This window comes from Thauera linaloolentis 47Lol = DSM 12138 (genome assembly GCF_000310205.1).
Taxonomy (GTDB): domain Bacteria; phylum Pseudomonadota; class Gammaproteobacteria; order Burkholderiales; family Rhodocyclaceae; genus Thauera; species Thauera linaloolentis.
In genome coordinates this window covers 14,778-38,327 of sequence record NZ_AMXE01000006.1, presented here as the reverse complement: position 1 = coordinate 38,327, position 23,550 = coordinate 14,778, and the positions used below count along the sequence as shown (strand labels likewise).

General features: G+C 64.9%; 20 protein-coding genes and 2 tRNA genes. 10 read left to right on the top strand and 12 right to left on the bottom strand.

The features are described 5' to 3' along the window. Window positions 1-107: 107 nt before the first annotated feature. Window positions 108-1,772 (bottom strand): DNA repair protein RecN, encoded by a 1,665-nt coding sequence (gene recN / locus C666_RS03270; RefSeq protein WP_004333750.1) that lies wholly within the window; start codon window positions 1,770-1,772, stop codon window positions 108-110. An 80-nt stretch (window positions 1,773-1,852) separates the two neighbouring features. Beyond that, window positions 1,853-2,737 (bottom strand): NAD kinase, encoded by an 885-nt coding sequence (locus C666_RS03265; RefSeq protein ID WP_004333748.1) that lies wholly within the window; start codon window positions 2,735-2,737, stop codon window positions 1,853-1,855. 112 nt (window positions 2,738-2,849) lie between these two features. Here C666_RS03265 and hrcA point away from each other — a divergent pair, with 112 nt between their 5' ends. Continuing rightward, entirely contained in the window at window positions 2,850-3,878 is a 1,029-nt protein-coding gene (gene hrcA / locus C666_RS03260; RefSeq protein ID WP_004333746.1) for a heat-inducible transcriptional repressor HrcA, read from the top strand. Between the two features lie 76 nt (window positions 3,879-3,954). Further along, window positions 3,955-5,052, top strand: coding sequence for a ferrochelatase (gene hemH / locus C666_RS03255; protein ID WP_004333744.1), 1,098 nt, complete (start codon window positions 3,955-3,957; stop codon window positions 5,050-5,052). Here the strand turns inward: hemH and C666_RS03250 are convergent, their stop codons facing one another. Next, window positions 5,053-6,417: a protein kinase domain-containing protein gene (locus C666_RS03250; protein ID WP_028792480.1), complete on the bottom strand. Its 1,365-nt coding sequence runs from the start codon at window positions 6,415-6,417 to the stop codon at window positions 5,053-5,055. A gap of 222 nt (window positions 6,418-6,639) precedes the next feature. Here C666_RS03250 and C666_RS03245 point away from each other — a divergent pair, with 222 nt between their 5' ends. The 3 genes from C666_RS03245 (at window position 6,640) to ubiG (ending at window position 9,629) form a co-directional block, all read left to right on the top strand. Further along, window positions 6,640-7,959, top strand: coding sequence for a TRZ/ATZ family hydrolase (locus C666_RS03245; RefSeq protein WP_004333740.1), 1,320 nt, complete (start codon window positions 6,640-6,642; stop codon window positions 7,957-7,959). A 102-nt stretch (window positions 7,960-8,061) separates the two neighbouring features. After that, on the top strand, window positions 8,062-8,775 hold the full coding sequence (locus tag C666_RS03240) for an OmpA family protein (protein ID WP_004333738.1): 714 nt from the start codon (window positions 8,062-8,064) through the stop codon (window positions 8,773-8,775). A 152-nt stretch (window positions 8,776-8,927) separates the two neighbouring features. After that, entirely contained in the window at window positions 8,928-9,629 is a 702-nt protein-coding gene (gene ubiG, locus C666_RS03235) for a bifunctional 2-polyprenyl-6-hydroxyphenol methylase/3-demethylubiquinol 3-O-methyltransferase UbiG (protein ID WP_028792479.1), read from the top strand. A 24-nt stretch (window positions 9,630-9,653) separates the two neighbouring features. Here ubiG and C666_RS03230 read toward each other — a convergent pair whose 3' ends face one another. The 6 genes from C666_RS03230 to C666_RS03205 all read right to left on the bottom strand — a co-directional run bounded on the left by C666_RS03230 (window position 9,654) and on the right by C666_RS03205 (window position 17,800). Next, entirely contained in the window at window positions 9,654-10,664 is a 1,011-nt protein-coding gene (locus tag C666_RS03230; protein WP_004333734.1) for a DUF475 domain-containing protein, read from the bottom strand. A 191-nt stretch (window positions 10,665-10,855) separates the two neighbouring features. Then, window positions 10,856-12,025: a lytic murein transglycosylase gene (locus C666_RS03225; protein WP_086013346.1), complete on the bottom strand. Its 1,170-nt coding sequence runs from the start codon at window positions 12,023-12,025 to the stop codon at window positions 10,856-10,858. Between the two features lie 182 nt (window positions 12,026-12,207). Further along, window positions 12,208-14,214, bottom strand: coding sequence for a M1 family metallopeptidase (locus C666_RS03220; RefSeq protein WP_004333730.1), 2,007 nt, complete (start codon window positions 14,212-14,214; stop codon window positions 12,208-12,210). A gap of 80 nt (window positions 14,215-14,294) precedes the next feature. Continuing rightward, entirely contained in the window at window positions 14,295-15,389 is a 1,095-nt protein-coding gene (locus tag C666_RS03215; protein ID WP_245603964.1) for a ChaN family lipoprotein, read from the bottom strand. Between the two features lie 189 nt (window positions 15,390-15,578). Next, entirely contained in the window at window positions 15,579-16,346 is a 768-nt protein-coding gene (gene ugpQ / locus C666_RS03210; RefSeq protein WP_004333726.1) for a glycerophosphodiester phosphodiesterase, read from the bottom strand. A 35-nt stretch (window positions 16,347-16,381) separates the two neighbouring features. Further along, a complete protein-coding gene (locus C666_RS03205; protein ID WP_004333724.1) occupies window positions 16,382-17,800 on the bottom strand; it encodes an NYN domain-containing protein in 1,419 nt (472 codons plus the stop codon). Between the two features lie 143 nt (window positions 17,801-17,943). On the opposite strand from C666_RS03205, the gene C666_RS03200 reads away from it, so the two are divergent. Both C666_RS03200 and C666_RS03195 read left to right on the top strand, forming a co-directional pair. Continuing rightward, window positions 17,944-18,471, top strand: a complete 528-nt coding sequence (locus tag C666_RS03200) for a superoxide dismutase family protein (RefSeq protein ID WP_004333723.1) — start codon at window positions 17,944-17,946, stop codon at window positions 18,469-18,471. Window positions 18,472-18,476: 5 nt separating this feature from the next. Beyond that, window positions 18,477-19,025 (top strand): hypothetical protein, encoded by a 549-nt coding sequence (locus C666_RS03195; protein ID WP_004333721.1) that lies wholly within the window; start codon window positions 18,477-18,479, stop codon window positions 19,023-19,025. A 184-nt stretch (window positions 19,026-19,209) separates the two neighbouring features. Here the strand turns inward: C666_RS03195 and C666_RS03190 are convergent. Together C666_RS03190 and C666_RS03185 are read right to left on the bottom strand one after the other, a co-directional pair. Continuing rightward, window positions 19,210-19,286: transfer RNA gene (locus C666_RS03190), tRNA-Met, on the bottom strand. Between the two features lie 327 nt (window positions 19,287-19,613). Further along, window positions 19,614-19,689 (bottom strand) — tRNA-Thr (locus C666_RS03185). Between the two features lie 112 nt (window positions 19,690-19,801). Here C666_RS03185 and C666_RS20305 point away from each other — a divergent pair. Next, complete coding sequence (locus C666_RS20305; RefSeq protein WP_154666274.1) at window positions 19,802-19,963, top strand: hypothetical protein; 162 nt, start codon at window positions 19,802-19,804, stop codon at window positions 19,961-19,963. 20 nt (window positions 19,964-19,983) lie between these two features. Here C666_RS20305 and C666_RS03180 read toward each other — a convergent pair whose 3' ends face one another. Further along, entirely contained in the window at window positions 19,984-20,445 is a 462-nt protein-coding gene (locus C666_RS03180; RefSeq protein WP_004333719.1) for a ProQ/FINO family protein, read from the bottom strand. A gap of 108 nt (window positions 20,446-20,553) precedes the next feature. On the opposite strand from C666_RS03180, the gene C666_RS03175 reads away from it, so the two are divergent. Together C666_RS03175 and C666_RS03170 are read left to right on the top strand one after the other, a co-directional pair. Then, window positions 20,554-21,522, top strand: coding sequence for a YcjF family protein (locus tag C666_RS03175; RefSeq protein WP_004333717.1), 969 nt, complete (start codon window positions 20,554-20,556; stop codon window positions 21,520-21,522). Window positions 21,523-21,673: 151 nt separating this feature from the next. Further along, on the top strand, window positions 21,674-23,488 hold the full coding sequence (locus C666_RS03170; RefSeq protein ID WP_004333715.1) for a GGDEF domain-containing protein: 1,815 nt from the start codon (window positions 21,674-21,676) through the stop codon (window positions 23,486-23,488). Window positions 23,489-23,550: the final 62 nt, after the last annotated feature.

The following is a 23,550-nucleotide window of genomic DNA, read 5'->3' as shown; positions in this document are numbered from 1 at the left end:
GTCCCCGCGAGGCCGGTGGAGCCTGCCGGGCTCGCGCGGAAACCCCTCGCGCCGCGCCTATCAGGGCTGGCGGCGTGGCCGTGCCTGCCGCAAGCCGCCGCGAGCAGCTATTTCCCCGGCGCAAAACCCAGCATTTCGGCCGCATGCTCGCGCGTCGTGGCGGTGATGCTGACCCCGCCGAGCATGCGCGCGATCTCGTCGACACGCCCGCCCTCATCCAGCACCCGTACCTCGCTCAAGGTCTCGCCGGCCTGCTCCCGCTTCGAGATGCGCCACTGCCAGTCGGCGCAGGCCGCAACCTGCGGCAGATGCGTCACGCACATCACCTGGCGGCCGGCGCCGAGTCGTGCCAGCAGCTTGCCCACGATCTCCGCCACCCGGCCGCCAATGCCGACATCGACTTCGTCGAAGATCAGCGTCGGCGTGCCGCTTGCGCGGCTGGTCATGACCTGGATCGCAAGCCCGATACGCGATAGTTCGCCGCCGGATGCCACCTTGGCGAGGCTGCGCAGCGGCTGCCCCGGGTTGGCCGCGACGCGGAACTCGACGGTTTCGACACCGCTCGACGAGGGCTCGCAGCTTTCCAGCGCCACCTCGAAGCGCCCGCCGGCCATCGCCAAAGTCTGCATGGCCTCGGTGATCACGGCCGACAGGGCGGCGGCAGCGGGACGCCGCACGGCGGACAGGGCCGTCGCAGTGGCGTCGAAGGCCTTGTGCGCCCGCGCCTCCTCTGCCGCCAGCCGCGCGGGGTCCGCGGTCGCTTCCAATGTATCGAGCCGGGCCTGCCACTGCGCCTGCAGCTCGGGCAATTCCTCCAGCGCCACCCGGTACTTGCGTGCAATGCCCGTGACTGCCGCAATGCGGTTCTCGATTTCGGCGAGACGCTGCGGATCGAGATCGAGCCGGTCCCGGTAACGGCGCAGGGCGTGCAAGGCCTCGTCGGCCTGGATCGCCGCGGACGACAGCAGTTCGCACACATCGGCCAGCGCCGGGTCGATACCGGCAAGAGCTGCCAGACGCGAATCGAGGCGACGCAGGACGGAGCACACGGCGGCATCCCCCTCGCCAAGGGCAGCCAGGGCTTCATCGGCCCCCTCCATCAGACCGGCAGCATGGGCGAGACGGCTATGCTCGGCATTGAGCTCGATCCACTCCGCGGCATCGAAACCCAGTTCCTGGAGCTCGCGCACCTGCCACGTGAGCAGTTCGCGTTCGCGTGCGGAACTGGCCGAGTCGGCTTCGGCCTCGCGCCGAAGGCGGACGATGTGCTGCCACTCGCGGTAGCGTTCGGCGAGTTCGGCTGCCAGTTCCCTTGCTCCGGCATGTGCATCGAGCAGCAGACGCTGCGCCTCTGGCTTCAGCAGCGCATGGTGCGCATACTGTCCATGGATGTCCGCGAGCCAGTCGCTCGCCGCCCGCAACTGGGCAAGCGTCACGCTCGTGCCGTTGATCCAGGCACGGCTGCGTCCACCAGTGTCGATGGTACGGCGCAGCAGTACGCACCCTTCTTCCACGGGCAGTTCCTGCTCGGCCAGCCATTCACGCAGGCCGCCCTCCGTGGGCAGGTCGAATTCCGCGGCGACGTCGGCACGGTCGCGGCCACTGCGCACCATGCCCGCCTCGCCCCGTCCCCCCAGTGCGAGCCCGAGCGCGTCGAGCAGGATCGACTTGCCGGCACCGGTTTCTCCAGTCAACGCACCGAACCCTGGCCCGAATTCGAGCTCGAGATGATCGACGATGACAAAATCGCGGATGGAAAGGCTTCTCAGCATGGTGGATCAACGGGAAAGGAAACAGGCTGGGCAAACGGCGGGCGTGAGGGCGGCGTTCGCCTCCCCCCGCGCTCCTGACATCAGTTGTGCCGCGGCGTGGCACTCCAGTGAAGCTTCTCGCGCAGCATGGCGAAATAGCTGTAGCTCTCCGGATGCAGCAGCCGCAAGGCATGCTGCGAGCGCGTCATGCGCACGCAGTCGCCGGCCCGCAAGTCGAAACGCGCCTGACCATCGAAATGCACGCGCGCATCCTGGGGCGGCAGCAATTCGATGTCGATTCGGCAACTGTCGGGCAGCGTGATCGGCCGCGCCGTCAGCGCATGCGGACACAAGGGCACCAGCGCGATGCCGCCGACGCTCGGATGCAGGATGGGGCCGTTGGACGACAGTGCGTAGGCGGTCGACCCGGTCGGCGTCGACACGATCATGCCGTCGGAACGCTGGGTATAGACGTATTCACCGTCGATCGACAGGTCGAATTCGATCATCCGGCCTAGGTCGCCCTTGTTGACGACGATGTCGTTGAGTGCCCGCGTCTGGAACATGCGTACACCGCCGCGCAGCACCTCGGCATCGAGCATGAAACGCGTTTCCTCCCGAAAGCGCCCGTCGACGATCTCGTCGAGGCGCGCTCTTGCATCGTTGAGCGCGATGTCCGTCAGGAAACCCAGGCGGCCGAGATTCACCCCCGCGAGCGGCACACCATACTCGACCAGACGGCGCGCGGTATGGAGCATGGTTCCGTCCCCACCGATGACCACGGCGAGATCGGCTTCGCCGCCGATGTGTTCATAGCTCGCAACAGGGAAATCGCCGGCACCGCCGATGGAACTCGCCGTTCCCTGCTCGATCCACACCATCAGTCCGCGTTCGCGCAGAAAACGGGCAATCGCCATGACCGATTCGGCCACGTCGGGACTCTGGTATTTGCCCACGAGGGCGATGCTGTGGAATTTCGTGCTCATGGAGCCGGATTAAACCATATCCCGCCAGCACCTTGGCGACCGCTGCATGTCCGCCGCGGTTGGCCCGGAAGTGCCCGTTCGCCTGGAATCCGGGCTATATTCAGCGCCTGCCATGAACTCGCTAGATGCCCGCTCCCAGATCCTGCTGAAAACCCTGATCGAACGCTATATCGCGGACGGTCAGCCCGTCGGCTCGCGTGCGCTGTCGCGCTTCTCCGGGCTCGAACTGTCGCCGGCAACGGTGCGCAACGTGATGAGCGATCTGGAGGAAGCGGGCTTGATCGCAAGCCCGCACACTTCCGCCGGCCGTGTCCCGACTGCGCTCGGCTATCGCTTCTTCGTCGACTCGCTGCTCACCGTGCAGCCGCTCGACACCTCACGGGTGCACGAACTCCAGGGCCAGCTCCAGCCCGATCAGCCGCAACGCCTGCTCAGCTCGGCCTCGCATCTGCTGTCGAATCTCACGCAGTTCGCCGGTGTGGTCGTCGCGCCACGCAAGGACGCGGTCCGCATCCGGCAGTTCGAGTTCATCAGCCTGTCCGAGAACCGTATCCTGCTGATCATCGTCACCACCGCCGGCGATGTCCAGAATCGCATCCTGATGACCCGCCGCGCCTACAGCGCGAACGAACTGAGCAGCGCCGCGACCTATCTCAACGAACACTTCGCCGGCCTGTCCTTCAACGAAATCCGCCGCCGTATCAAGGATGAGCTGCGGCAATTGCGCAGCGACATGACCGAACTGATGACGGCGACAGTGGACGCCGGAAGCGCAGCCGCGGAAGAAACCGCCACCAGCTACGTGATCTCAGGCGAAACCAACCTGCTCGACGTGGAGGACCTGTCGTCGAACATGTCGCGCTTGCGTGAACTGTTCAAGCTCTTCGAACAGCGCACCGGCCTGATGCAGTTGCTCGAACTGTCGAACAAGGCCGAAGGCGTGCAGATCTTCATCGGCGGCGAATCCGGCCTCGCCCCGCTCGACGCCTGCAGCGTCATCACCGCGCCCTACGAGGTGGACGGCCGGATCGTAGGCTCGGTGGGCGTAATCGGCCCTACCCGCATGGCCTACGACCGCGTGATTCCCATTGTCGACATCACCGCGAGGCTGCTGTCCAACGCGCTGTCGTCGAGCGCCTGAGATCGAACGCCCCACCGCGGCGCAGGCATTGCCCGCTCTGCACAAAACCGCCCCGGCCACACAGACAAGGACAAACATGGCCCGCTACTGGCCCGAACCGCCCTACCTGCACGACACCGCCGCCCGTACCGGAATCCTCCTCGTCAACCTGGGTACGCCGGACGCGCCCACAGCCGCCGCACTGCGCCCGTATCTGAAGGAATTCCTGTCCGACCCGCGCGTGGTCGAGATTCCTCGCCTGGCCTGGTGGCCGATCCTGAACGGCATCATCCTCACCCTCCGCCCGGCCGCTTCGGCAAGAAAGTACGCCAGCATCTGGATGCAGGAAGGCTCTCCGCTCAAGGTGCATACCGAGCGCCAGGCAGCACTTCTCGCGGACCATCTCGCCCAAGGCGGGCACGGCCACGTCGAAGTCGAATTCGCGATGCGCTACGGCAGACCGTCGATACAGGACAGACTGCAGGCGATGCGCGCGCGTGGCTGCACGCGGATTCTCGTCCTGCCGCTCTACCCTCAGTACTCCGCCAGCACCACGGCAACCGTCACCGACGAAGTCGGCCGCAGCCTTGCCCGCATGCGCAACCAGCCCGAAATCCGCTTCGTCCGCGATTTCCACGACGACGCGGGCTACATCGCCGCCCTGGCTCGCAACGTGCGCAAATACTGGGCCGCACATGGCGAGCCGGAGCGACTGGTCATGAGCTTTCATGGCGTGCCGCGACGCTCGCTCGAACTGGGCGACCCTTACTACCATGAGTGCACAAAGACCGGCCGCTTGCTCGCCGAAGCGCTCGGCTTGCCGCCCGAGCGTGCGCTGCTCACTTTCCAGTCGCGCTTTGGCAAAGCCGAATGGCTACAGCCCTATACGCAGCCCACGCTAGAAGCACTGGCCGCCCAGGGAATCGGCCGTGTCGACGTCATCTGCCCGGGATTCGTGGCCGACTGCCTGGAAACGCTCGAAGAAATCGCCATGGAATGCCGCGACGCCTTCCTCCATCACGGCGGCAAGGCCTTCCATTACATTCCCTGCCTCAACGAACGCCACGAATGGATCGAAACACTGGCCGCCATCGCCATCGACCATCTGGGCAACTGGCTGGGCCAGGCCCGAGCCGCCGAAACGTCTCCGCCGGCCCGCGACGCGCGCCCCCGGAAAGCGGGCGCAGGGCACTGATCAAGGCTCGAGCAACTGCAGGTCGAGCCCCCCCGTGGCACTGGACTCTCCACGCACCGCGGGTGGCCCGCCTGCCGACAGCAGCCTCGCCGCCTGTGCGAGGCGGCGTACCATCGCCGTACCCAATTCGCGCCGGAAGCACTCGAGCACCTCTTCGCTGGCCAGCGCGAGTGCCGCGGGATTGATCTCGAGATAGGTCACGGACGACAGCGAAACCACGGACATCATGTGGCGGTGTTCGAGATGATCGAGCCAGGCCTGCGCACCGAAGACCTCGCCCACCCCCAGCTCCATCACCCGCCGCCCATCGATCGACAGTTCCACCCTGCCTTCAAGGACGATGCCGAAACGCTGGTCGCTGTCTCCTTCACGCACCAGCGCGACATGCTGCTCGACCTTGCGCCAGGAAGATATCCGCAGCACCTCCCACAGCTCGACATCCTCGAATTCGGTGAAGAAGGCGAGCTTGCGCAGCCGCGCAAACCGGCTCGTATCCGGCGGCACGTAGTTTTCGTCGAGGATCTTGTAGCGTACTGCGGCAAGGTCCTTGGCGAACTCGGCCCCATTGCGGTAGCGCGAATACAGGTCTTTCTCCAGCGCCTTGCGGATCACCGCATCCATCTGCTCGGGCACGTCGGGGTTGAGCTGCGACACCACCGGCGGATCGGCGTTGATGATCTTGTATACAAGTTGCGCGGGATTGGCCGCGCGGAATGGCAAGCGCCCGGTCAGCATGTGGAACAGCAGCACGCCGAGCGAATACAGGTCCGTCTTCTGATTGAGCGGATAGCCCTTGATCTGCTCCGGACTCATGTACGCGGGCGAGCCCACCCCCATGATGAAGGTCGAATCCGTATCAACCCGCTTGCTGATGTTCATCGCAAGGCCGAAATCGGTGATCTTCACATTGTCCTGATCATCGACCAGGATGTTCGCCGGCTTGATGTCGCGATGCACGATACCCTGGCGGAAGGCATGATCCAGTGCCATGCAGCACTTGAATACGATTCCGATCGTGCGATGTATCGGCAGCAGCTTCTCGAAACTGCAGTAGCGCTCGAGGGATTCGCCCGGAAAATACTCCATCACCACGTAGGCTTCGGCAGGCTCGACCGAGGCGTCGAAGATACGGATGATGTTGGGGTGGTTCAGGCGGGACGAAACCGCCCGCTCGGCCTTGAGCAGCTTCAGCAGGCGGCGGTTCCATTTCGCCTCGTCCTTCGCCCGGTCCTCGAAGCGCACATGCTTCAAGGCCACAGGCTCAGGATAGTCCGGACTCTCGGCGAGATAGACGACCGCCGTCGCCCCGCGGCCGATCTCGCGCAGGATACGGTATTTGCCTATTGTCTCAGGGGTACGACTCATGTTGGCGATGGCGAACGCGAACGGCTCGCCGCAAACCGTGGCTGACGGCCGCGATTGTGGCACGAACTGGGGGCGGCTGCGCGGACAAGCACGACCCGGAAGCCGGCGACACGGAGCCCGCCATTGCGGCGCTGCGCGCCCGCGCTTGAATCGGGACTGAATCCAGGCCACGATTGATCATGCTTCTACCCCCGCCTCTTCAAATATGATGGAATCCGACGCGTGAGCGAACCGATCGACCTCCTGATCAATCCCCGCTGGATCGTCCCGGTCTCTCCCGCCGGCATCACGCTGGAAAACCACGCGGTCGCGATCGACGGCGGGCGCATCCTTGCCGTACTCCCGACCGACGAAGCCCACGCACGATACCAGCCCGCCTCGACGGTCGATCTGCCGCAACAAGTGTTGATACCCGGCCTGGTCAACCTGCACGCCCACGCCGCCATGAACCTGCTGCGCGGCCTCGCCGACGACCTGCCCTTGATGCGCTGGCTGCAGGAAGTGATCTGGCCCGCGGAAAGCCGCCACCTCAGCCCTGTCTTCGTGCGCGACGGAACACTGCTGGCAGCGGCCGAGATGCTCCGCGGCGGCATCACGACATGCAACGACATGTATTTCTACCCGGGCGCTGCGGCCGCCGCCTTTGCCGAGGCTGGCATGCGGGCCGTGGTCGGTCTCGTCGCACTCGAGTTTCCCACTCCATGGGCAAGCGACACGGACGATTATCTGCGCAAGGGGCTCGCCATCCGCGACGAGTGGCGAGGGCACCCGGGCATTTCGTTCTCGATAGCGCCCCACGCCCCCTACACTGTGTCGGACAACAGTTTCCTGCGCATACGGGCGCTTGCCGACGAACTGGATCTGCCCATCCACACTCATCTCCACGAAACCGTAACGGAAATTCGAGACTCCATCGCGGAATACGGCATGCGCCCCCTGGCCCGCCTTGCCAGACTCGGGGTACTGGGAGAAAACCTGATCGGAGCGCACGCCGTGCATCTGGACGACGCCGATATCGAGCTGCTGTCCCGCCACGCCTGCAGCGTCGCCCACTGTCCAACCTCGAACATGAAGCTCGGCAGCGGCATCGCCCCCGTCACTCGCCTGCTGTGCGCGGACATCCGTGTCGGGCTCGGCAGTGACGGCGCCGCGAGCAACAACCGCATCGACCTGTTTCAGGAAATGCGCCATGCCGCGCTGCTCGCCAAGGCCAGCATTCTCGATGCGTCCGCCCTGCCCGCCCACGCCGCCCTGTACATGGCGACGCTGGGCGGAGCCCGGGCACTCGGGCTGGACGCGCGGATCGGTTCGATCTCACCCGGCAAGCTCGCCGATCTGTGCGCGGTAGACCTCGGCGGCATGCTCACCCAGCCCTGCTTCGACCCCGCCTCCCATCTCGTTTATGTTGCCGGTCGCGAACACGTCACACATGTGTGGGTAAACGGCGAATCCCGCGTGGCTAAAGGCGTTCCGCTGTTGCAAATTAACGACATAGAATTGCTCAGGATCGCATCGGTATGGCACACTAGACTCGCTAATTGAACTGGATAGAGTGTTCAAACTCGACACGAATGCGGCTTCACGGCTGTTTTCTCCTTCCGTTGCAGTGGTAATTCCGGCGACTCGCCCTTCAAAGAGGAAACCATGATCAAACAAACCAAGAAACAGATGCTCATGCTGGCCGCCATCGCGTCGATCGGCCTGTCCGCCCCCGGCGCCTATGCGCAGGTCAAGGATGTCGTGGTCGACGGCAAGGGCGAGATTCCCTACGTCATCGACGCCCGCAACGTCGTCGCCCGTAGCGGTGCCGGGCTGTGCTGGCGCACCGGCTACTGGTCGCCGGCTGCTGCCTCGACCACGCTGGCCGGCCAGTTCCCGGTTGGCTGCGAATGCGACAGCGACATCGTCGCCAAGGACAAGTGTGTAGCTCCCGTTGCAGCTGCGCCCGCTCCCGCCCCGGCCCCCGCGCCGAAGCCCAGCGCCGAGAAGATCAAGCTGGCTGCGGATACCCTGTTCGATTTCGACAAGGCCACGCTGAAGCCGGAAGGCCGTGCCACGCTCGACGATCTGGCCGCCAAGTCGAAGCAACTGAAGCTGGAAGTCATCCTGGCCGTCGGCCACACCGACCGCCTGGGTTCCGATGCCTACAACCAGGCTCTGTCCGAGCGCCGCGCCGCCGCCGTCAAGACCTACCTGGTCTCGAAGGGCGTCGAAGCCAACCGCATCTACACCGAAGGCAAGGGCGAAAAGCAGCCCGTGACCGGTAACAAGTGCGACAACATCAAGAACCGCAAGGCTCTGATCGAGTGCCTGCAGCCGGACCGTCGTGTGGACGTCGAAGTCATCGGCTCCAAGTAATCGCGGCTTCAGCCAACCGGCTGTCCGGCTCGCAAAAAGCCCCGCTGAAGCGGGGCTTTTTGTTTTTTACCTTTTGTTTCCTGTAATCTGCGGCTGGAACACTCCGCCCTTCCGGCGGCCCCGACCAACCCCGCAAGCAGTGACGAGAAATGATGAACGCTATCAACGCCGACCCTGCCGAAGTACAGAAATTCAGTGAGCTTGCCCACCGCTGGTGGGATCCTGCATCCGAATTCAAGCCCCTCCACGAAATCAATCCCCTGCGTCTGGGCTGGATCGACGGCAAGGCCGGCCTGGCAGGCAAGACGGTGCTCGACGTGGGGTGCGGCGGCGGAATTCTGGCCGAAGGCATGGCTGCACTCGGCGCCAAAGTGACCGGTATCGACCTATCCGAAAAGGCGCTCAGCGTCGCGCGTCTGCACCTGTTCGAAAGCGGGCACGGCATCGACTACCGTCTGGTCAGCGCCGAAGCCTTTGCCGACGAGGCACCCGGCCATTTCGACGTCGTGACCTGCATGGAAATGCTCGAGCACGTCCCGGATCCGGCAAGCACGATCAGCGCGTGCGCACGGCTGGTGAAACCCGGTGGCCACGTCTTCTTCTCCACCATCAACCGCAACCTGAAGGCCTACGCCCTGGCGATCGTCGGCGCCGAATACGTATTGAACATGCTGCCGCGCGGCACCCATGAGTACGCAAAGTTCATCAAGCCCTCGGAACTCGGCCGCTATTGCCGCAACGCCGGCCTGGACGTGCACGAGCTGATCGGCATGAGCTACAACCCGCTGACGAAAGCGTATTCGCTCGGCCACGACACCGACGTGAACTACCTGCTGCATACCCGGCGCGGCTGACTCCGCATCGGGCGCGGGCCACGCTCAGGCGGCGGCCCGCCGCTGGCGCAGAGAGCTCAGGAACGCCGCACCGATCAGCACCGCCCCGACCAGGCCGGTGACGACCTCGGGGATATGGACATGGACACCGACGAACATCACCGCGGCCAGGGCCCCGATTGCCCAGAACGCGCCATGCTCCAGAAAGCGATAGGCATTCAGCGTCTCGCGGTAGACGAGCATCAGCGTGAACGAACGCACGAACATGGCGCCCACACCCAGGCCGATCGCGATGATCGGCAGGCTCGTCGTCAATGCGAAGGCGCCGATCACGCCATCGAAGCTGAACGACGCATCCAACAGTTCCAGGTACATGAAACCAGCGAAACCGGTCTTCGCGACAGCTTTGCCTCCCTCCCCTTCTCCTCCACCGAGAATCGCCCCCAGACCGTCGGCGATGATGTAGGTGATCAGCCCCCAGATACCTGCGACGACGAATTCGACACGTTTCGTATCATTGTCCAGCCAGGCCGCACTGCCAAGAATCGCTAGCAAGGTCAGCAGGATCTGAGCCGCCTCTAGTCTGCCCAGCTTGGTCAGCGGAGCTTCCAGCAGGTGCAGCCAGTGAAGATTCTTGTTGCTGTCGACGAAGAACTTCAGGAACACCATCGACAGGAAAGCCCCGCCGAAAGCGGCGATCTCGTGATGTGCGGACAACAGGATGCGAGCGTATTCAGCCTCGTCGAACAACGCAAGATTGATCACCGCCACCGGCCCCATGTGCGCCACGATGCCGACGATGGCAAGCGGAAAGACGATGCGCATGCCGAACACCGCGATCAGGATGCCCCACAGCAGGAAACGGCGGCGCCACTTCTCGTCCATGTGCTTGAGGACCGTGGCATTGACCACCGCATTGTCGAAAGACAGCGAGGTCTCGAGAATGGCCAGCACGACGACGATGAAGGCGCCGGACCACCCTGCCAGCAGGTAACCGCCAGCGACACCGAGGATGGTCACGACGATGGACCATTTGAAATAACCGAGATCTTGCATGTGGAGCCTGAAGAGGATGAGGGCAGGCAAGATGCCTGGCCCGAAGCGGCGGATTCTAGCGAAAATCCTCGCTGGCTGTCGTGACGGCGGGCGCTACCCAGTCTGTTCCGTCCAGCGAGGCAGAGCCGTGCGCCAGCGATACGACGAAGGAAGAAGCTCCGGCCCTTGCCCCTTGCCGGACCCGGACGAAATCATCGATTCGTGGCGGCCACGCGCAATGCATTCAAGACCTTCTGCCCTGCGCGGCCGTCCGCGATCAAGCCAAGTTCGGCCTGTACCTGCTTCAGGGCATCGCGCGTGCGCGCACCGATCATCCCGTCCGCTTCGCCGATGTCGTGCCCACGCGCAATCAGCAGTCTCTGCACCTCGCGCCGCTCGGCACGCGACAGTCCGGCATCGTCGGTCGGCCACGCCGCATGGAAAGCCCCTCCGCCGCGCAGGCGGTCGGACAGATGGGCGATCGCCAGCGCATAGCTCTCGGCCGCATTGTAGGAATACAACGCATCGAAATTGCGCGTGACGAGGAAAGCGGGGCCGCCGGTCCCCGCAGGCAACAGCAGGCCTGCAGGTGTCGCACCGGCAGGCAAGGCACCGCCATCGGCCCGCCTCACACCACGCGCCGCCCAGTCCGCCATCGGCTGCTTGTTGCGCCGCCCTGCGCCGGACGCATCGAAACCATTTGGCAAGACCACCTCGAAGCCCCACGGCAAATCGCTGCGCCAGCCGGCACGCTTGAGGAAGTTCGCCGTGGACGCCAGCGCGTCGGGCACGCTATCGACGAGATCGCGTCGGCCATCGCCATCGAAATCGACCGCCAGCCGCATGAAGGTCGAAGGCATGAACTGCGTATGGCCGAAAGCCCCGGCCCACGAGCCGGCCAGGCGCTCGGGCGCGACGTGGCCTTCCTGGATGATCTTGAGCGTGGCAAAGAATTCGCCACGGAAGTAGGCCTGACGGCGGCCGAAACAAGACAATGTGGACAGAGACGTCAACAAGGGGCGGCTACCGAAGTTGCGCCCGAAATTGCTTTCGACGCCCCATACCGCGACCACGGTGGCGGCATCGACACCATAGCGGGTTTCGACGCTGGCAAGCACTTCCTCCCACCGGGCGAGCATGTCCTGCCCGTCGGCAACGCGCTCGGCATCGACCAGGCCAGCCATGTAGTCCCAGATCGGCGTGACGAACTCCGGCTGGGCATCGAGGAAGCCGACAACGGTCATGTCCGGCGTCAAGGCAGCGGCATGCTGGTCGAAGCTTGCCAGCGAAACACCTGCCGACGCGGCCTCGCCACGCAACTGTTTCAGGCAGCTCGCAAACGCGGCATCGGACGCGCTCGCAGGCTGAAACAGGCCGAGCATGCCGGCCAGCACGAGCCCTCGTCCGAGTATTCGCAGCGCACCACCAGGCAAGCGTGGAGAAACGGCGGATCCGGCGCAAAGGGAGAACGGTTTCGTATTCATGTGCGCAATTCTACGCCCCTCATCCAGGCGCCTCGCAAGCACGGCAGGGGATGCGGGCCGCCGCAAGGCGCATGGCCTCGTCAACGCATTTCCACCGGTACCGCGGTGCCCGGCGCATCCCACACGCCACGCTCCAGCACCCGGGCGCCCTCGGCAATCAACCAGCTCTGCCCGCCATAATGCGGCAACGGCCGCTGCAGCGCCGCCAACGCAGCGGCATCACGTACCGACACGACCGCCACTAGCAGACCGGAGGGCGCACGGACGGTCCACACCTGGGCGCTCCCCCGCATGCCCGGTGGCGCCGGCCGGGGCGGAAGGTCCGTCGTCGCCAGCAATCGATCGACCGCGGCATGCGTTCCGATGAGCAGCACGGGCTCACCCCCCTCCCGCAGGGCGCCCTGATCCGCAAGGCGTGCCGGACGTTCGAAGAAGCGCTCCGCCAGTGCCCTGCCCGCCGCCACGGCCTCTCCGCCTTCATCCGCAATCACCAGCCGCGGCGAACCATGCAGCATCCACTGGCGCAGGATGGGCGGCAACTGCCCATCCTCCGGCCTGCGCCACACCCTCAGCTCGGGATCAAGGCGCACCGCCAGCGGAGCGTGATCGAGCGGCAATTCGAGCGCCTCACCCTGCCTGGACAGCGTCACCCAGCGCACCTCACCCCCGTGTTCATACTCCAGGCGGAGGGGCAGGTGCAACGCATGCAAAGGGCCGGACTGCCGCAGGTCCACCTGCAGTACACCGCCTCGCCCTCCCTCCCCGACCACGAAACGCGCACGCTCGATCCGAACCTGCGCCCCACCGGGGATCTCCAGCCACTGTTGGAAGAAGTCCTCCAGCCCTCGCCCCGAAGCCTGCTCGAAGGCCAGCCTCAGGTCTTTCCAGCCTGCGACGCGAAAACGGTTCTGCGCCCAGAAAACACGGATACCGCGCGCGAAGGCTTCCTCGCCGATCAGATCGCGCAGCATGACGAACACCATCGCCGCCTTGCCGTAGCCAACCGCGGCCGCCGCGCCATGCGTGCGCGAACGGAATGCCGCCAGTGGCTGATGGGCCTCGGCGGGCAAAGCCGCGAAATCGCGCAGCCAGCCCAGACGCATCTCGCGCGCCGCCGTCGCGGACTGCGCCTCCTTGTAGGCATAGTCAGCCATGAAAGTCGTCAGCCCTTCCGACCAGTTGCCGCTCTGGTAATCGACGAGCACCCCGTTGCCCCACCAATTGTGCAGCACCTCGTGACCGAGCGAAGTCGCACGAATGAAGGGCAGGCGCAGCACCTGCTCGCCCAGGTAGGTCAGCGTCGGCATGCCGAAGCCGGTCGGCAGCGGGCTGGCAACGACCGAGAATTCGGTGAACGGGTAGGCACCGATGCTCTGGCTGTAGCGGGCGATGTAACGCGCACTGTCGTCAAGATAGGCATCGGCAAGCCCTGGTTCGGCATCGAGCGCGGCCGGGAAGTAGGTCCGCAGGCGCAAGGCCTCGCCGGCCTCGCGCGGCACGACCCGCTCGCGCACGATCCACGGCCCCGCCATCAGATCGATGCCGTCCGCCACATGCTCGAACTCGAAGCGTGCGTAGTAGTGCCGGGCACCGCCGTCGGCATTGGCCGCTTCACCCCCGAATGCTTGGGGCAGCCGTTCCGAAACCAGCCGTCCGGGCACGACAGCCCTGTGTCCTGCCGGAACCCGCACATCGACGCGATAGCCGAACACCTCGGCCGGACGCGGATACCATGCGCCGCCCGCTGGCAGGTAGCTACCGGCTTCCGACGCCATCGGCGGCATACCCTGCAGCACGTCACGATGGTCGAGTTTCGCATCGAGCGGCGGCAGCGTACCGCCATAGCGCAGGTGCAGCACCCCCTGCTCCGGCAAGCGGATGCGCCAGCCGCGCAACGCGCCCCGCCCGCCGTTGGGCTCTATGCGCAGCGCCTTTCCGTCTACGGTAGCCGAGTCGATGCGAAGACTCGCATGCAAGGTGAAGCGGAAATCCCGCTCCGATGGCTGCAACTCGGCTTCAGCTTGCAGGCTGCGGCTCGCCGGGTCGAGCATCACGTCCAGCGCGATCGGCCATTCACCGGCCAGCACGGAACGGGCTGCCAGTACGAGGACGGCAACGAACGAGACCCGTCCGACACGCAACCGGCCCGCTCTGCAGCACGCCAAGATCATTTCGCGGCGGGGAATCGCACGACGAGTTCGACCGTCTCGCCGTCGCGCGTCAGCTTCAGCGGCAACCACGTGCCGGATGGCTGCGCCCTCACCAGGCCGGCAAAAGCCGCCGACCGCTTCAGTGGGGCACCCGCGGCCTCGGTGATCACGTCGCCGGCACGCAAGCCGGTGTCCGCCGCCAGACTGCCGGCATTCACCACGGCAATACGCACGCCATCGCGGTGTTCTTCCAGGCTCACGCCCAGCCGTGGTGGGGGAACGGGCAAGCGCACCGCATCGGGCACGGCGAACACGGCGTCGGCCAGGCCAGCGACGATCTCGGCGCAGGGCGTGGCCGCGGCCACCGGCAGCAGGATGCCGACATCCTCCACACCGAGATCCTTCAACTGATGTGCCACACCATGGCCGAAACGGACATGGCCGCTCCCCATGATGCCGGCGACCAGGGGAGGCCGGCCATCGCCGCGCGCAGCCGCACCACCGGCCGCCGAAGCCAGCACTTCGGCCATGGCGCGGTCCCAGGCGAGCTGGGCGTCGAGGAAATTGCGGAAACCCGCGTCTTCACGCGACACCTCCTCGTCCTTGCCGCCACGCATGCGCGCATGCTGGCGGTGAATCTCGAACAGGAAGTCGACGTAGGCCGGTACCGGCTCCGCCGCATGCCCCACGCCTTCGCGCTCGGCCTCGGGCACCCCGTTCCAGCCACGCGTGGCGACCTCCCTGGCCAGTGTCTGCTCGATGTTGAGGGCGAGCATCGGCACGCGATTGAGGCGCGCAAAGTGGAACAAGGGCAGATAAAGCTCGGCCGGCATGCTCCAGACCTTGTCCCACTCGGCCTGCTCCAGGAACTGCCGCTCGGACAGTTCTCCGGCCACCCAGCGATCGAGCACCGGCTGCATGCGGCGCGGGAACATTTCGAAGCCGATGAACATGTCGGGGCGCTGCGCGTGCAAGGCGGCAAGCGTCTGCAACTGCCAGCGGTGATGGTCGGCATCGTCGTGCTGCTCGCCGAGCAACACGACTGCGCGCCGCGCCATCGCCCCCAGCACGGACACCGGATCCCCGGGGCGTGCCCCGTCCGTACCAGGCATCGTCCAGTTCCCCGGACGAAGGCAGGCGGACGCATCCTCGGCAGCCAGGACGGCGGACGATGGCAACGCGAGCACGAGCGCGAGCAAGGCAGGAAGGAGGCGCGGGGAGGGTCTGCATGAGCAGCGCATGGACGGAGTCTTCATGAGTGCGATGTGTGCGTAGAACCTGCCGGCCGTGGCGAGTTCCGGTCAGGCTGCGTGCACGGCTGGATCGAAGCGGTCTACGCGATCGGTGATCAGCCCCTGCAGCCCAAGCCGCAGCAAGCGCTGCGCCTCGGCATCATCATTGACGGTATAGCTCAGCAAGGCAAGTCCAGCCGCATGAAGCCGCTCCACGAACTGCGGCGTGATGCGGCTGTGCTCCGCCACCATTGCCACGCACCCCAGCTCCAATGCAAGGTCCATGCAGCCGGGGCCGGGATATTCGACCAGCAGCGCACGCGGCAGGCTCGCCCCCCCCGCACGGGCGCCTTGCAATGCCACGGCGCGAAATGAACTGAGCAGGGGAGGCAGCAAGCCCCGCCATCCGCGCGACAAGGTCTCGGCAACGATGCGGCCTGTTTCGTACTCGGAACCCGGCGCAGGCTTCAATTCGACATTCAAGGCAGAACCCGTCGCGTGGCAGAAGCACATCAGCGCCTGCAGGCTGGCAAGCGGCTCGCCGCGGTATCTTTCCGAATACCAGCCGCCGGCATCGAGCTGCGACAGCGCCGCCCAATCGCGCGCCGCGGCTGGCCCCTGCCCATCCGTGGTGCGCTCCAGCACATCGTCATGCAGCAGGAAAGGCACGCCGTCTGCGCTCAGGCGGACATCGCACTCGAACATCCGATAGCCGCAGGCATGCCCCAGCCGAAACGCGGCCAGCGTGTTCTCGGGCGCCAAGCGCCCCCCGCCGCGGTGGGCGATCCACCGCGGATAGGGCCAGTTGGCCACGCCGATGATGGATGGCGGCTTCACGGACCCGGGGCACACACGCGCACGCGACACGGGGTTCAGGCGCCCTCGCCGCCTGTGTCGTCTACCGCCTCGGTGGGCTTGCGGGTACGGCGGCGTGCAGCCGGCTTCCTTGCCTTCGGTGCAGCTTCGGCCTCGCCACCAATGGGCTCGGCGGCCTGGGCCTCAACGATGGCCGGCGGAGCTTCAGGCTGCACCGGCGCCTGCTCGGCGCCTGCGACCTCGGCCCCGGCCTCAGCCTTGCGTCCGCGCTGGCTGGAGCGGCCACGGCCAGTGCTCGATGCCGCAGGGCGCCGCTCCGCCGGCTTGGCTTCGGGCGCAGGCGCTGGTTCCAACGCCGACGGCTCAGTAGGCACGATCGGCTCGGACGCAGTCTGCGCAGCCACGACCTCGGCCGGCACGGCAGCCGGTATCGCCGCATCCGGCTCACCATGCGCCGGCCCCGTATCGCCACTCTTGGCCTTGCGCCCGCCCGTGCCCCGGCCACGCCCATTCTTCCGCCCGGATGTGCGCCCGCCGTCCGCCGGCGCAACCTCGCTCTCGGCCACTTCCCCTACTCCGGCTTCAAGCCCGAATTCGGTCTGCGCCGACCGGCCGTCGGCCGGCAGGTCAGGTTCCAGGGCCGCCACGACGATGGCAGCATTCGGACGATAGACGTAGGTTCCCGATTTTTCGTCGCGCCCGACCACCAGCAGGCCACGCGCCTGGGCCTCGTCAAGCAGGTTGCCAAAGGCACGAAAACCGAAATAGCTCTCGTTGAAGTCGGGCTTGCGCCGCTTGATCGCCTCCTTCAGCATCGACGCCCAGATCTTGCCGCTGTCACCGCGCTCGGACATCAGGGCGTCGAAGGTTTCCACCGCAATCTCGATCGCCTTGCCGCGACGATCCTCCAGCTCTTCCTTGCGCCGCTTCTCCTCTTCCGGCGTCCGTTTCGATGGCGCTTGCGTGTCACGGGCGTCGCGCTTGGCCGCACGCTGACCATCGCGCACCAGGTCGTCGTAGAAAATGAACTCGTCGCAATTGGCGATGAGCAGGTCGGAGGTGGACTGCTTCACGCCGACGCCGATCACCTGCTTGGCGTTTTCACGCAGCTTGGAGACCAGCGGGGAGAAGTCGGAATCGCCGCTGATGATGACGAATGTATCGACATGCGACTTGGTGTAGCACAGGTCCAGCGCATCGACGACGAGACGGATGTCGGCCGAATTCTTGCCCGATTGGCGCACGTGGGGAATCTCGATCAGCTCGAAATTGGCCTCGTGCATCGAGGCCTTGAAACTCTTGTAGCGATCCCAATCGCAATATGCCTTCTTGACGACGATGCTGCCTTTCAGCAGCAGGCGTTCGAGAACGCGCTTGATGTCGAACTTCTCGTAATTGGCGTCGCGGACACCGAGCGCCACGTTCTCGAAGTCGCAAAAAAGCGCCATGCTGATGCTGTCGGCGGAAGACGCCATGGTGTTTCTCCGTGAATGTTGGCACGATGTTACGGCCAAGCGCCAACCCGCGCCAGCCATGGCAAGGAAGGCAAGCCTGTCTTTTACGCGGACGGAATCGTGTCTATCATGACGCTTCGCTCAACCACAATGAGAGATGCACCATGCCCTTCCCGCGCCTTCTCGTGACCTGCGCGATCGCCAGCGTCGCCACAGCCGCCTCCGCCACGGAGCACGCCACCGCCAGCATCATCGATCGCCAGGGACAGGCGATCGGCACCGCAACGCTCATCGAAGGGCCACAGGGCGTGCTGATTCACCTCTCTGCCAAGGGACTGCCCCCGGGGCCGAAAGGCGTCCACATCCACAGCGTCGGCACTTGCGACGATGCCGGCCAAGGCTTCGTGGCCTCGAAAGGCCACCTGAATCCGGACGGCAAGAAACACGGCCTGATGAACCCCGATGGCCCCGACGCAGGCGATCTGCAGAACATTTTCGTGCATGCCGACGGCAGCGTCGAAGCCGAGCTGTACACGCCGCTCGCCAGCCTCGACGGCAAAGGCGGGCGCGCAAGAATCCTCGACGAGGACGGCGCCGCGCTGGTCATCCACGAAAACCGCGACGACCATGCCGCACAACCGATCGGCGGCGCCGGCGCACGGCTGTTCTGCGGTGTGATCAAGGCAAACTGATTCCCGTGCGCTTCGCCGGCAGTGCCCTCGCAATCCTCGCGCTGGCCGCACTGCCGGCCGCCTGCAGCCAGCCCCGGCAAGACATTCCGCGCGCTGTCCGGGTTCAGGCCGACGGCGTCGGCCCGCTGCGGCTCGGCGCCGACTTGCCAGCCACGGCCCTGCAGGCAAAGCGGCTGGACCCCGCTGCGCTCCCGGTCGGCCCCGGCTGCGATGGACGCGACGAATTCGCCATGCACATCGACCTCCTGGGCGAAGCATCCTCGATCATGGCCATGGCAGATGCCGAAGGCCGGATCGAGGAGCTCATCATCCAACCCAGCGCAAAGGCAGACCTCCGCACCACCGATGATCATGCCTGCCTGCGCCTCGCTGAAGCCTTCGCAGACAGGTTCAGCGAAAAACTGGGCCGCTACACAACCGGCAGCCACACCCAGAAAGCGTCAACGATCGAGCAGGTCCTGAGTTATCCCGGAGGGCAGCGCGTGCAGGCACGTTGGTTCCGCGGCGGCGGAAACTGCGATTTCGCGCTACGCATCACACGCCACGCCGGTTGATACACAAGCCCGCCGCGGGGCGAACCCATCACCTGCGCCATGCACGGCAGAAGCCGCGCAGTTGCTTCCCTGAACCGGCTGCCCGCAAGTTGAGGGGGCACCCCGGGCAGCATGACGCTGACAATCCGTTCTCCAAAAGCAATAAGGCCCGATTACTTCCGTGATCGGGCCTTATTGCTTTGTTTGGTTGCGGGGGCAGGATTTGAACCTGCGACCTTCGGGTTATGAGCCCGACGAGCTGCCAGACTGCTCCACCCCGCGTCGGAGAAACAGAACTATAAACAATAGATGATATGAATGCAAGTTTTTTCGTGCCAACAGCCAAAAACCAGCTTTCCACTCCACCAGAAACGCCAAGCGCCCCTGTTGCCTGACTATCTGCGAGTAGGGCGCGTGAGCCCAGCGCATCCCACGCCCTGGGCTTTTACACATCAGCAACCGCTTTCAGCACTCGCCCGCGACCGGCTTCCACGGTCCGAAGCCGCATGGACGGCAAGAGAGGACTCGCTCTGCGCCAGGGATGTTCTTGGAATGAGACGCACGGCGAATTACGGAAGGATGGCGCGCGTCGAGTGCTTATCAGTGTTCTGGTGCCGGCAATAGGAATCGAACCCACGACCTTCTGATTACAAATCAGCTGCTCTACCAACTGAGCTATGCCGGCGTTGGCTGCGGATTATAGCGTAAGCGCGCACAAGGGGCTGCACGGCGCACTTGCGCCGATCACTGTATTTATTTACAGTACACAAACTGAACAAACCACCCCGGAGGCAATCATGACCGAAACCCTTCTCACCCGCTTGCTGCTCACCATCGGCCTGCTTACAGGTCTGATGTTCGGAATCGGAAACACCGCAGCCGGCATTGCACTTGCCGTTCTTGCCGGTTCGGCGGCTTGGCTGCTGCGCTCGCAGAACCTGCTTCAGCAGCGCAGTTGAAGCCCTCCTGGCAGCCGAACTCAGCGGCCGAACTTGCTCACCAGTTGCTGCAGTTTTTCGGTACGGCGCTTCTCGGCGGCCTCGGCTTCACGTTTTTCTTTCTGCTGCTTGGCTATGGCGGCAAAACGCTCCTTGAGGGTTGTCGACGCATGCGTGCGCTGCTCGTCAGTCACCTCCCCGACAGGCTGCCCGTCCAGATCGAAGCGTTGTTGAGAACGCTCGACCGCTTTCAGGTAGCGGGTCGAGGCGGTGTACATGCGCAATGCGGCGCGCAGACTCTTGCGGTCGATTCCGGGCATGCGTTCGACGATACTGGCATCGATTTTCAGCGCCAAAGGCTTACAGTCGCGAAAAGCAGGAAACGCCTTCTGCAGACTTTGCAGCAAGGCGCGCGGCTCGATTCGCTGCTGCGGCACGGCCCCCTCGGCGGAGGGAGATAAAGCGGGCGCTTCGGCCTCGATGTTGTCTTTTTCGGTGGTCATGGGAAGCAAGAACTCTTACAGGCCAGGCGTTGTCAATTGCGCCCGAGGATCGTCAAGTTCTTCATTCTACCCGCCTCGACCGCCCTCCAGACACTACAGGACGCCACCATGCAAGCCGAACAGACCCGCGCCATCGTCGCCATCTGCCTCATGGTCGCCTTCGCGGACCAGCACAAGGACGAGCGCGAACGCGAACACATCCGCAAAATCACCGAATCCCTGAGCGCCGACAGCGGCATCGACCTGATGAAAATCTATCAAGACGTCCTGCTCGGACGCCTTGGCCTGGATGCTGCCGCTTCCGCACTCAAAACCGTGGAGCTGCGCCGGCTCGCATTCGAAATGGCGGTCGGCGTGTGCGATGCAGACGGCGTACACGATGAGCGCGAAACGGCCTTCCTCGATACGCTTCAATCGGCGCTTGCACTCGATCGCGCGGGCGCGGACGCTTTCACCGTCCAGGCGGACACTCTGGCATCGCTGCCGCTGGACGATACTCCGCCTGCCCCCGTGACAGCCGTCACTCCGCCCGCTGCGTCCACCATTCCGCGCGCATCCACGATGAGCGACGCCGAGCTCGACAAGAGCATTCTCAACGCCTCGATACTGAATGGCGCCCTCGAACTACTGCCGCAATCACTGGCCTCGATGGCGATCATTCCCCTTCAGACCCGGCTTGTGTACCGGATCGGCAGATCCTATGGATACGAGCTGGACCGCGGCCACATCAAGGACTTTCTCGCCACTGCGGGCGTCGGACTGACCTCGCAATACATCGAGCAGTTCGGCCGCAAGCTGGTCGGGGGGCTTCTGGGCAAGGTACTCGGCAAGACCGGCCGCACGATTGGCAGCACCGCAACCGGCTCGGCCTTCTCGTTCGCCAGCACTTATGCCCTCGGGCAGCTTGCCCGGCGCTACTACGCCGGAGGGCGGAGCCTGAGCACCGACGCACTGAAGCGTTCGTTCTCCAGCCTGGTTAACGAAGCCAAGGGCTTGCAGCAGCATTACACGCCCCAGATCGAGGAGCGGGCCCGCACCCTGGATGTCGGCAATCTGATGAGCGAACTACGGATCTGACCCACCCGGAGGCATCCCTCGCGGTCGCCTCCGTGCGCCTTGCCCTGTCCGCCCAGCACGGGGAAATTCATTCATCTTGATCCACGACACGTCTCGCGGTACGAGCCTGCCGATATAATTCGCGCATATTCAATCGGCTACCGGCACCTCCATGAGCGCCCCGCGCAATCCTTCCGAAGTCGCCCGCGAAACCCTCCTTCAGCTCGCGCAACGCCGCGTCACGCCGACCCCGGACAACTATCGCAAGCTCTATCACGAAATCGCCGGAACCCGCACTGATGACGACGTGCCCTCCGAAGGCTTCCTGCGCAGGCTGTCGCGCCGCTTGCCCAGGGACGCAGCCGAACGCCAGAGAACCGCACGTGAGCTGGATCAGGCCCTGAACGCGGGCAACCTCAAGGCAGCCGACGACGCCCTGGGGCGCTACCTGGACGGGCTCAAGGCCGTCGATCCTCCCGCCTGGAACGAACTCATCGCCAGCCTGCTCCGCTCCTGGGAGGGACGCCAGCAGGGCTGGACCATCGCGCGCAAGCGCGAATCCCTCGAGCGAGTCCTGAATGCATCGGAACCCTCGGCCCTGTACAACCGCCTCCAAGGCCTGCTGCGCGGCTGGAACCAGGCGCCCGTCGAAGCCATGCCGGCACCGGAACGCGCCAACTCGGCATCGAATCCGGCCTGGGCAGAAACCGCAGTATCGGCAGCGACGGATACCGAAAGCATCAAGCTGGCCGGGTTCCCTCCGGCGAACGGCAATCACGAGCTGATCGAGGGCCTGCGCAAGCTTCTGTTATCGGCCCTGCGCGACGTCGTTCCATCCTTTCTCGGCGGGCATCCGGAATTGGCCGACGAGAGCAAGCGGCTCGCCGACGAAATCGCCCATACGCTCGAACCCAGGCAGCTCGAACGAATCGGCAGCCACATCCGCCGCCTCGCGCATCGCCTCGAGATGATCACTGCCGACGATGCCGAAGTGCGTGCCGGCCTCCTCGAACTGCTCCGCCTTCTGCTGCGCAACATCGACGAACTGGTACTCGACGACAATTGGCTTGCGGGCCAGATCGAGATGCTGCGCGAACTCGTCGACGCCCCACTCAACCCACGCACGCTCGACGACGCCGGACGCCGCCTCAAGGATCTGATCTACAAGCAGAGCCAGTTGAAGCACAACCTCGTCGAAGCCCAGCGCCACCTGCGCACGATGCTCGCAGGCTTCGTCGACCAGCTCGCCCGCTTTTCCGAAACCACAGGAACCTACCACGACCGCATCAGCTCGTGCGCACAGCGCATATCCGAAGCCAACGACATCGGTGCAATCGGGCTGGTGCTGGATGAGGTGATGCGGGAAACGCGCTGCGTCCAGGACGAGGCCCAGCGCTCGCGCAACGAATTGATCGCGACCCGCAAGCAGGCACAGGCTTCCGAAGAACGCATCGCGAAACTGCAGGAAGAGCTCGACGAAGCCAGCCGCATGATGCGCCACGATCAACTGACGGGCACGCTCAACCGCCGCGGCCTGGAAGAAATGTTCGAGACGGAAAGCGCCCGCGCGCAACGGCGCGGCACGACACTCGCGCTGGCCCTGCTCGACATCGACAACTTCAAGAAACTCAACGACACCTTCGGCCACAAGGTGGGGGACGAAGCACTGATCCACCTTGCGCATGTGGTGCGTCAACATCTGCGCCCACAGGACGTACTCGCACGTTATGGCGGCGAGGAGTTCGTGATCCTGCTGCCGGAAACCGACAAAGCCGACGCCTACACTGCGCTGACCCGCTTGCAGCGTGAGCTGACGCGCGAGTTCTTCATGGCGGACAACCAGAAAATCGTCATCACCTTCAGTGCAGGCGTCACGCCGCTCGGCTTCGACGAGCCCCTGCAGTCCGCGCTGGAGCGGGCCGACGGCGCCATGTACCAAGCCAAGCAGGCGGGACGCAACCGCGTCGTCATCGCCGAGCTCAGGTAGCCATCCGCCCACATCCCGCTCGACACCTGCGCGGGCACGTACCCGGGGACTGCACGGCACAC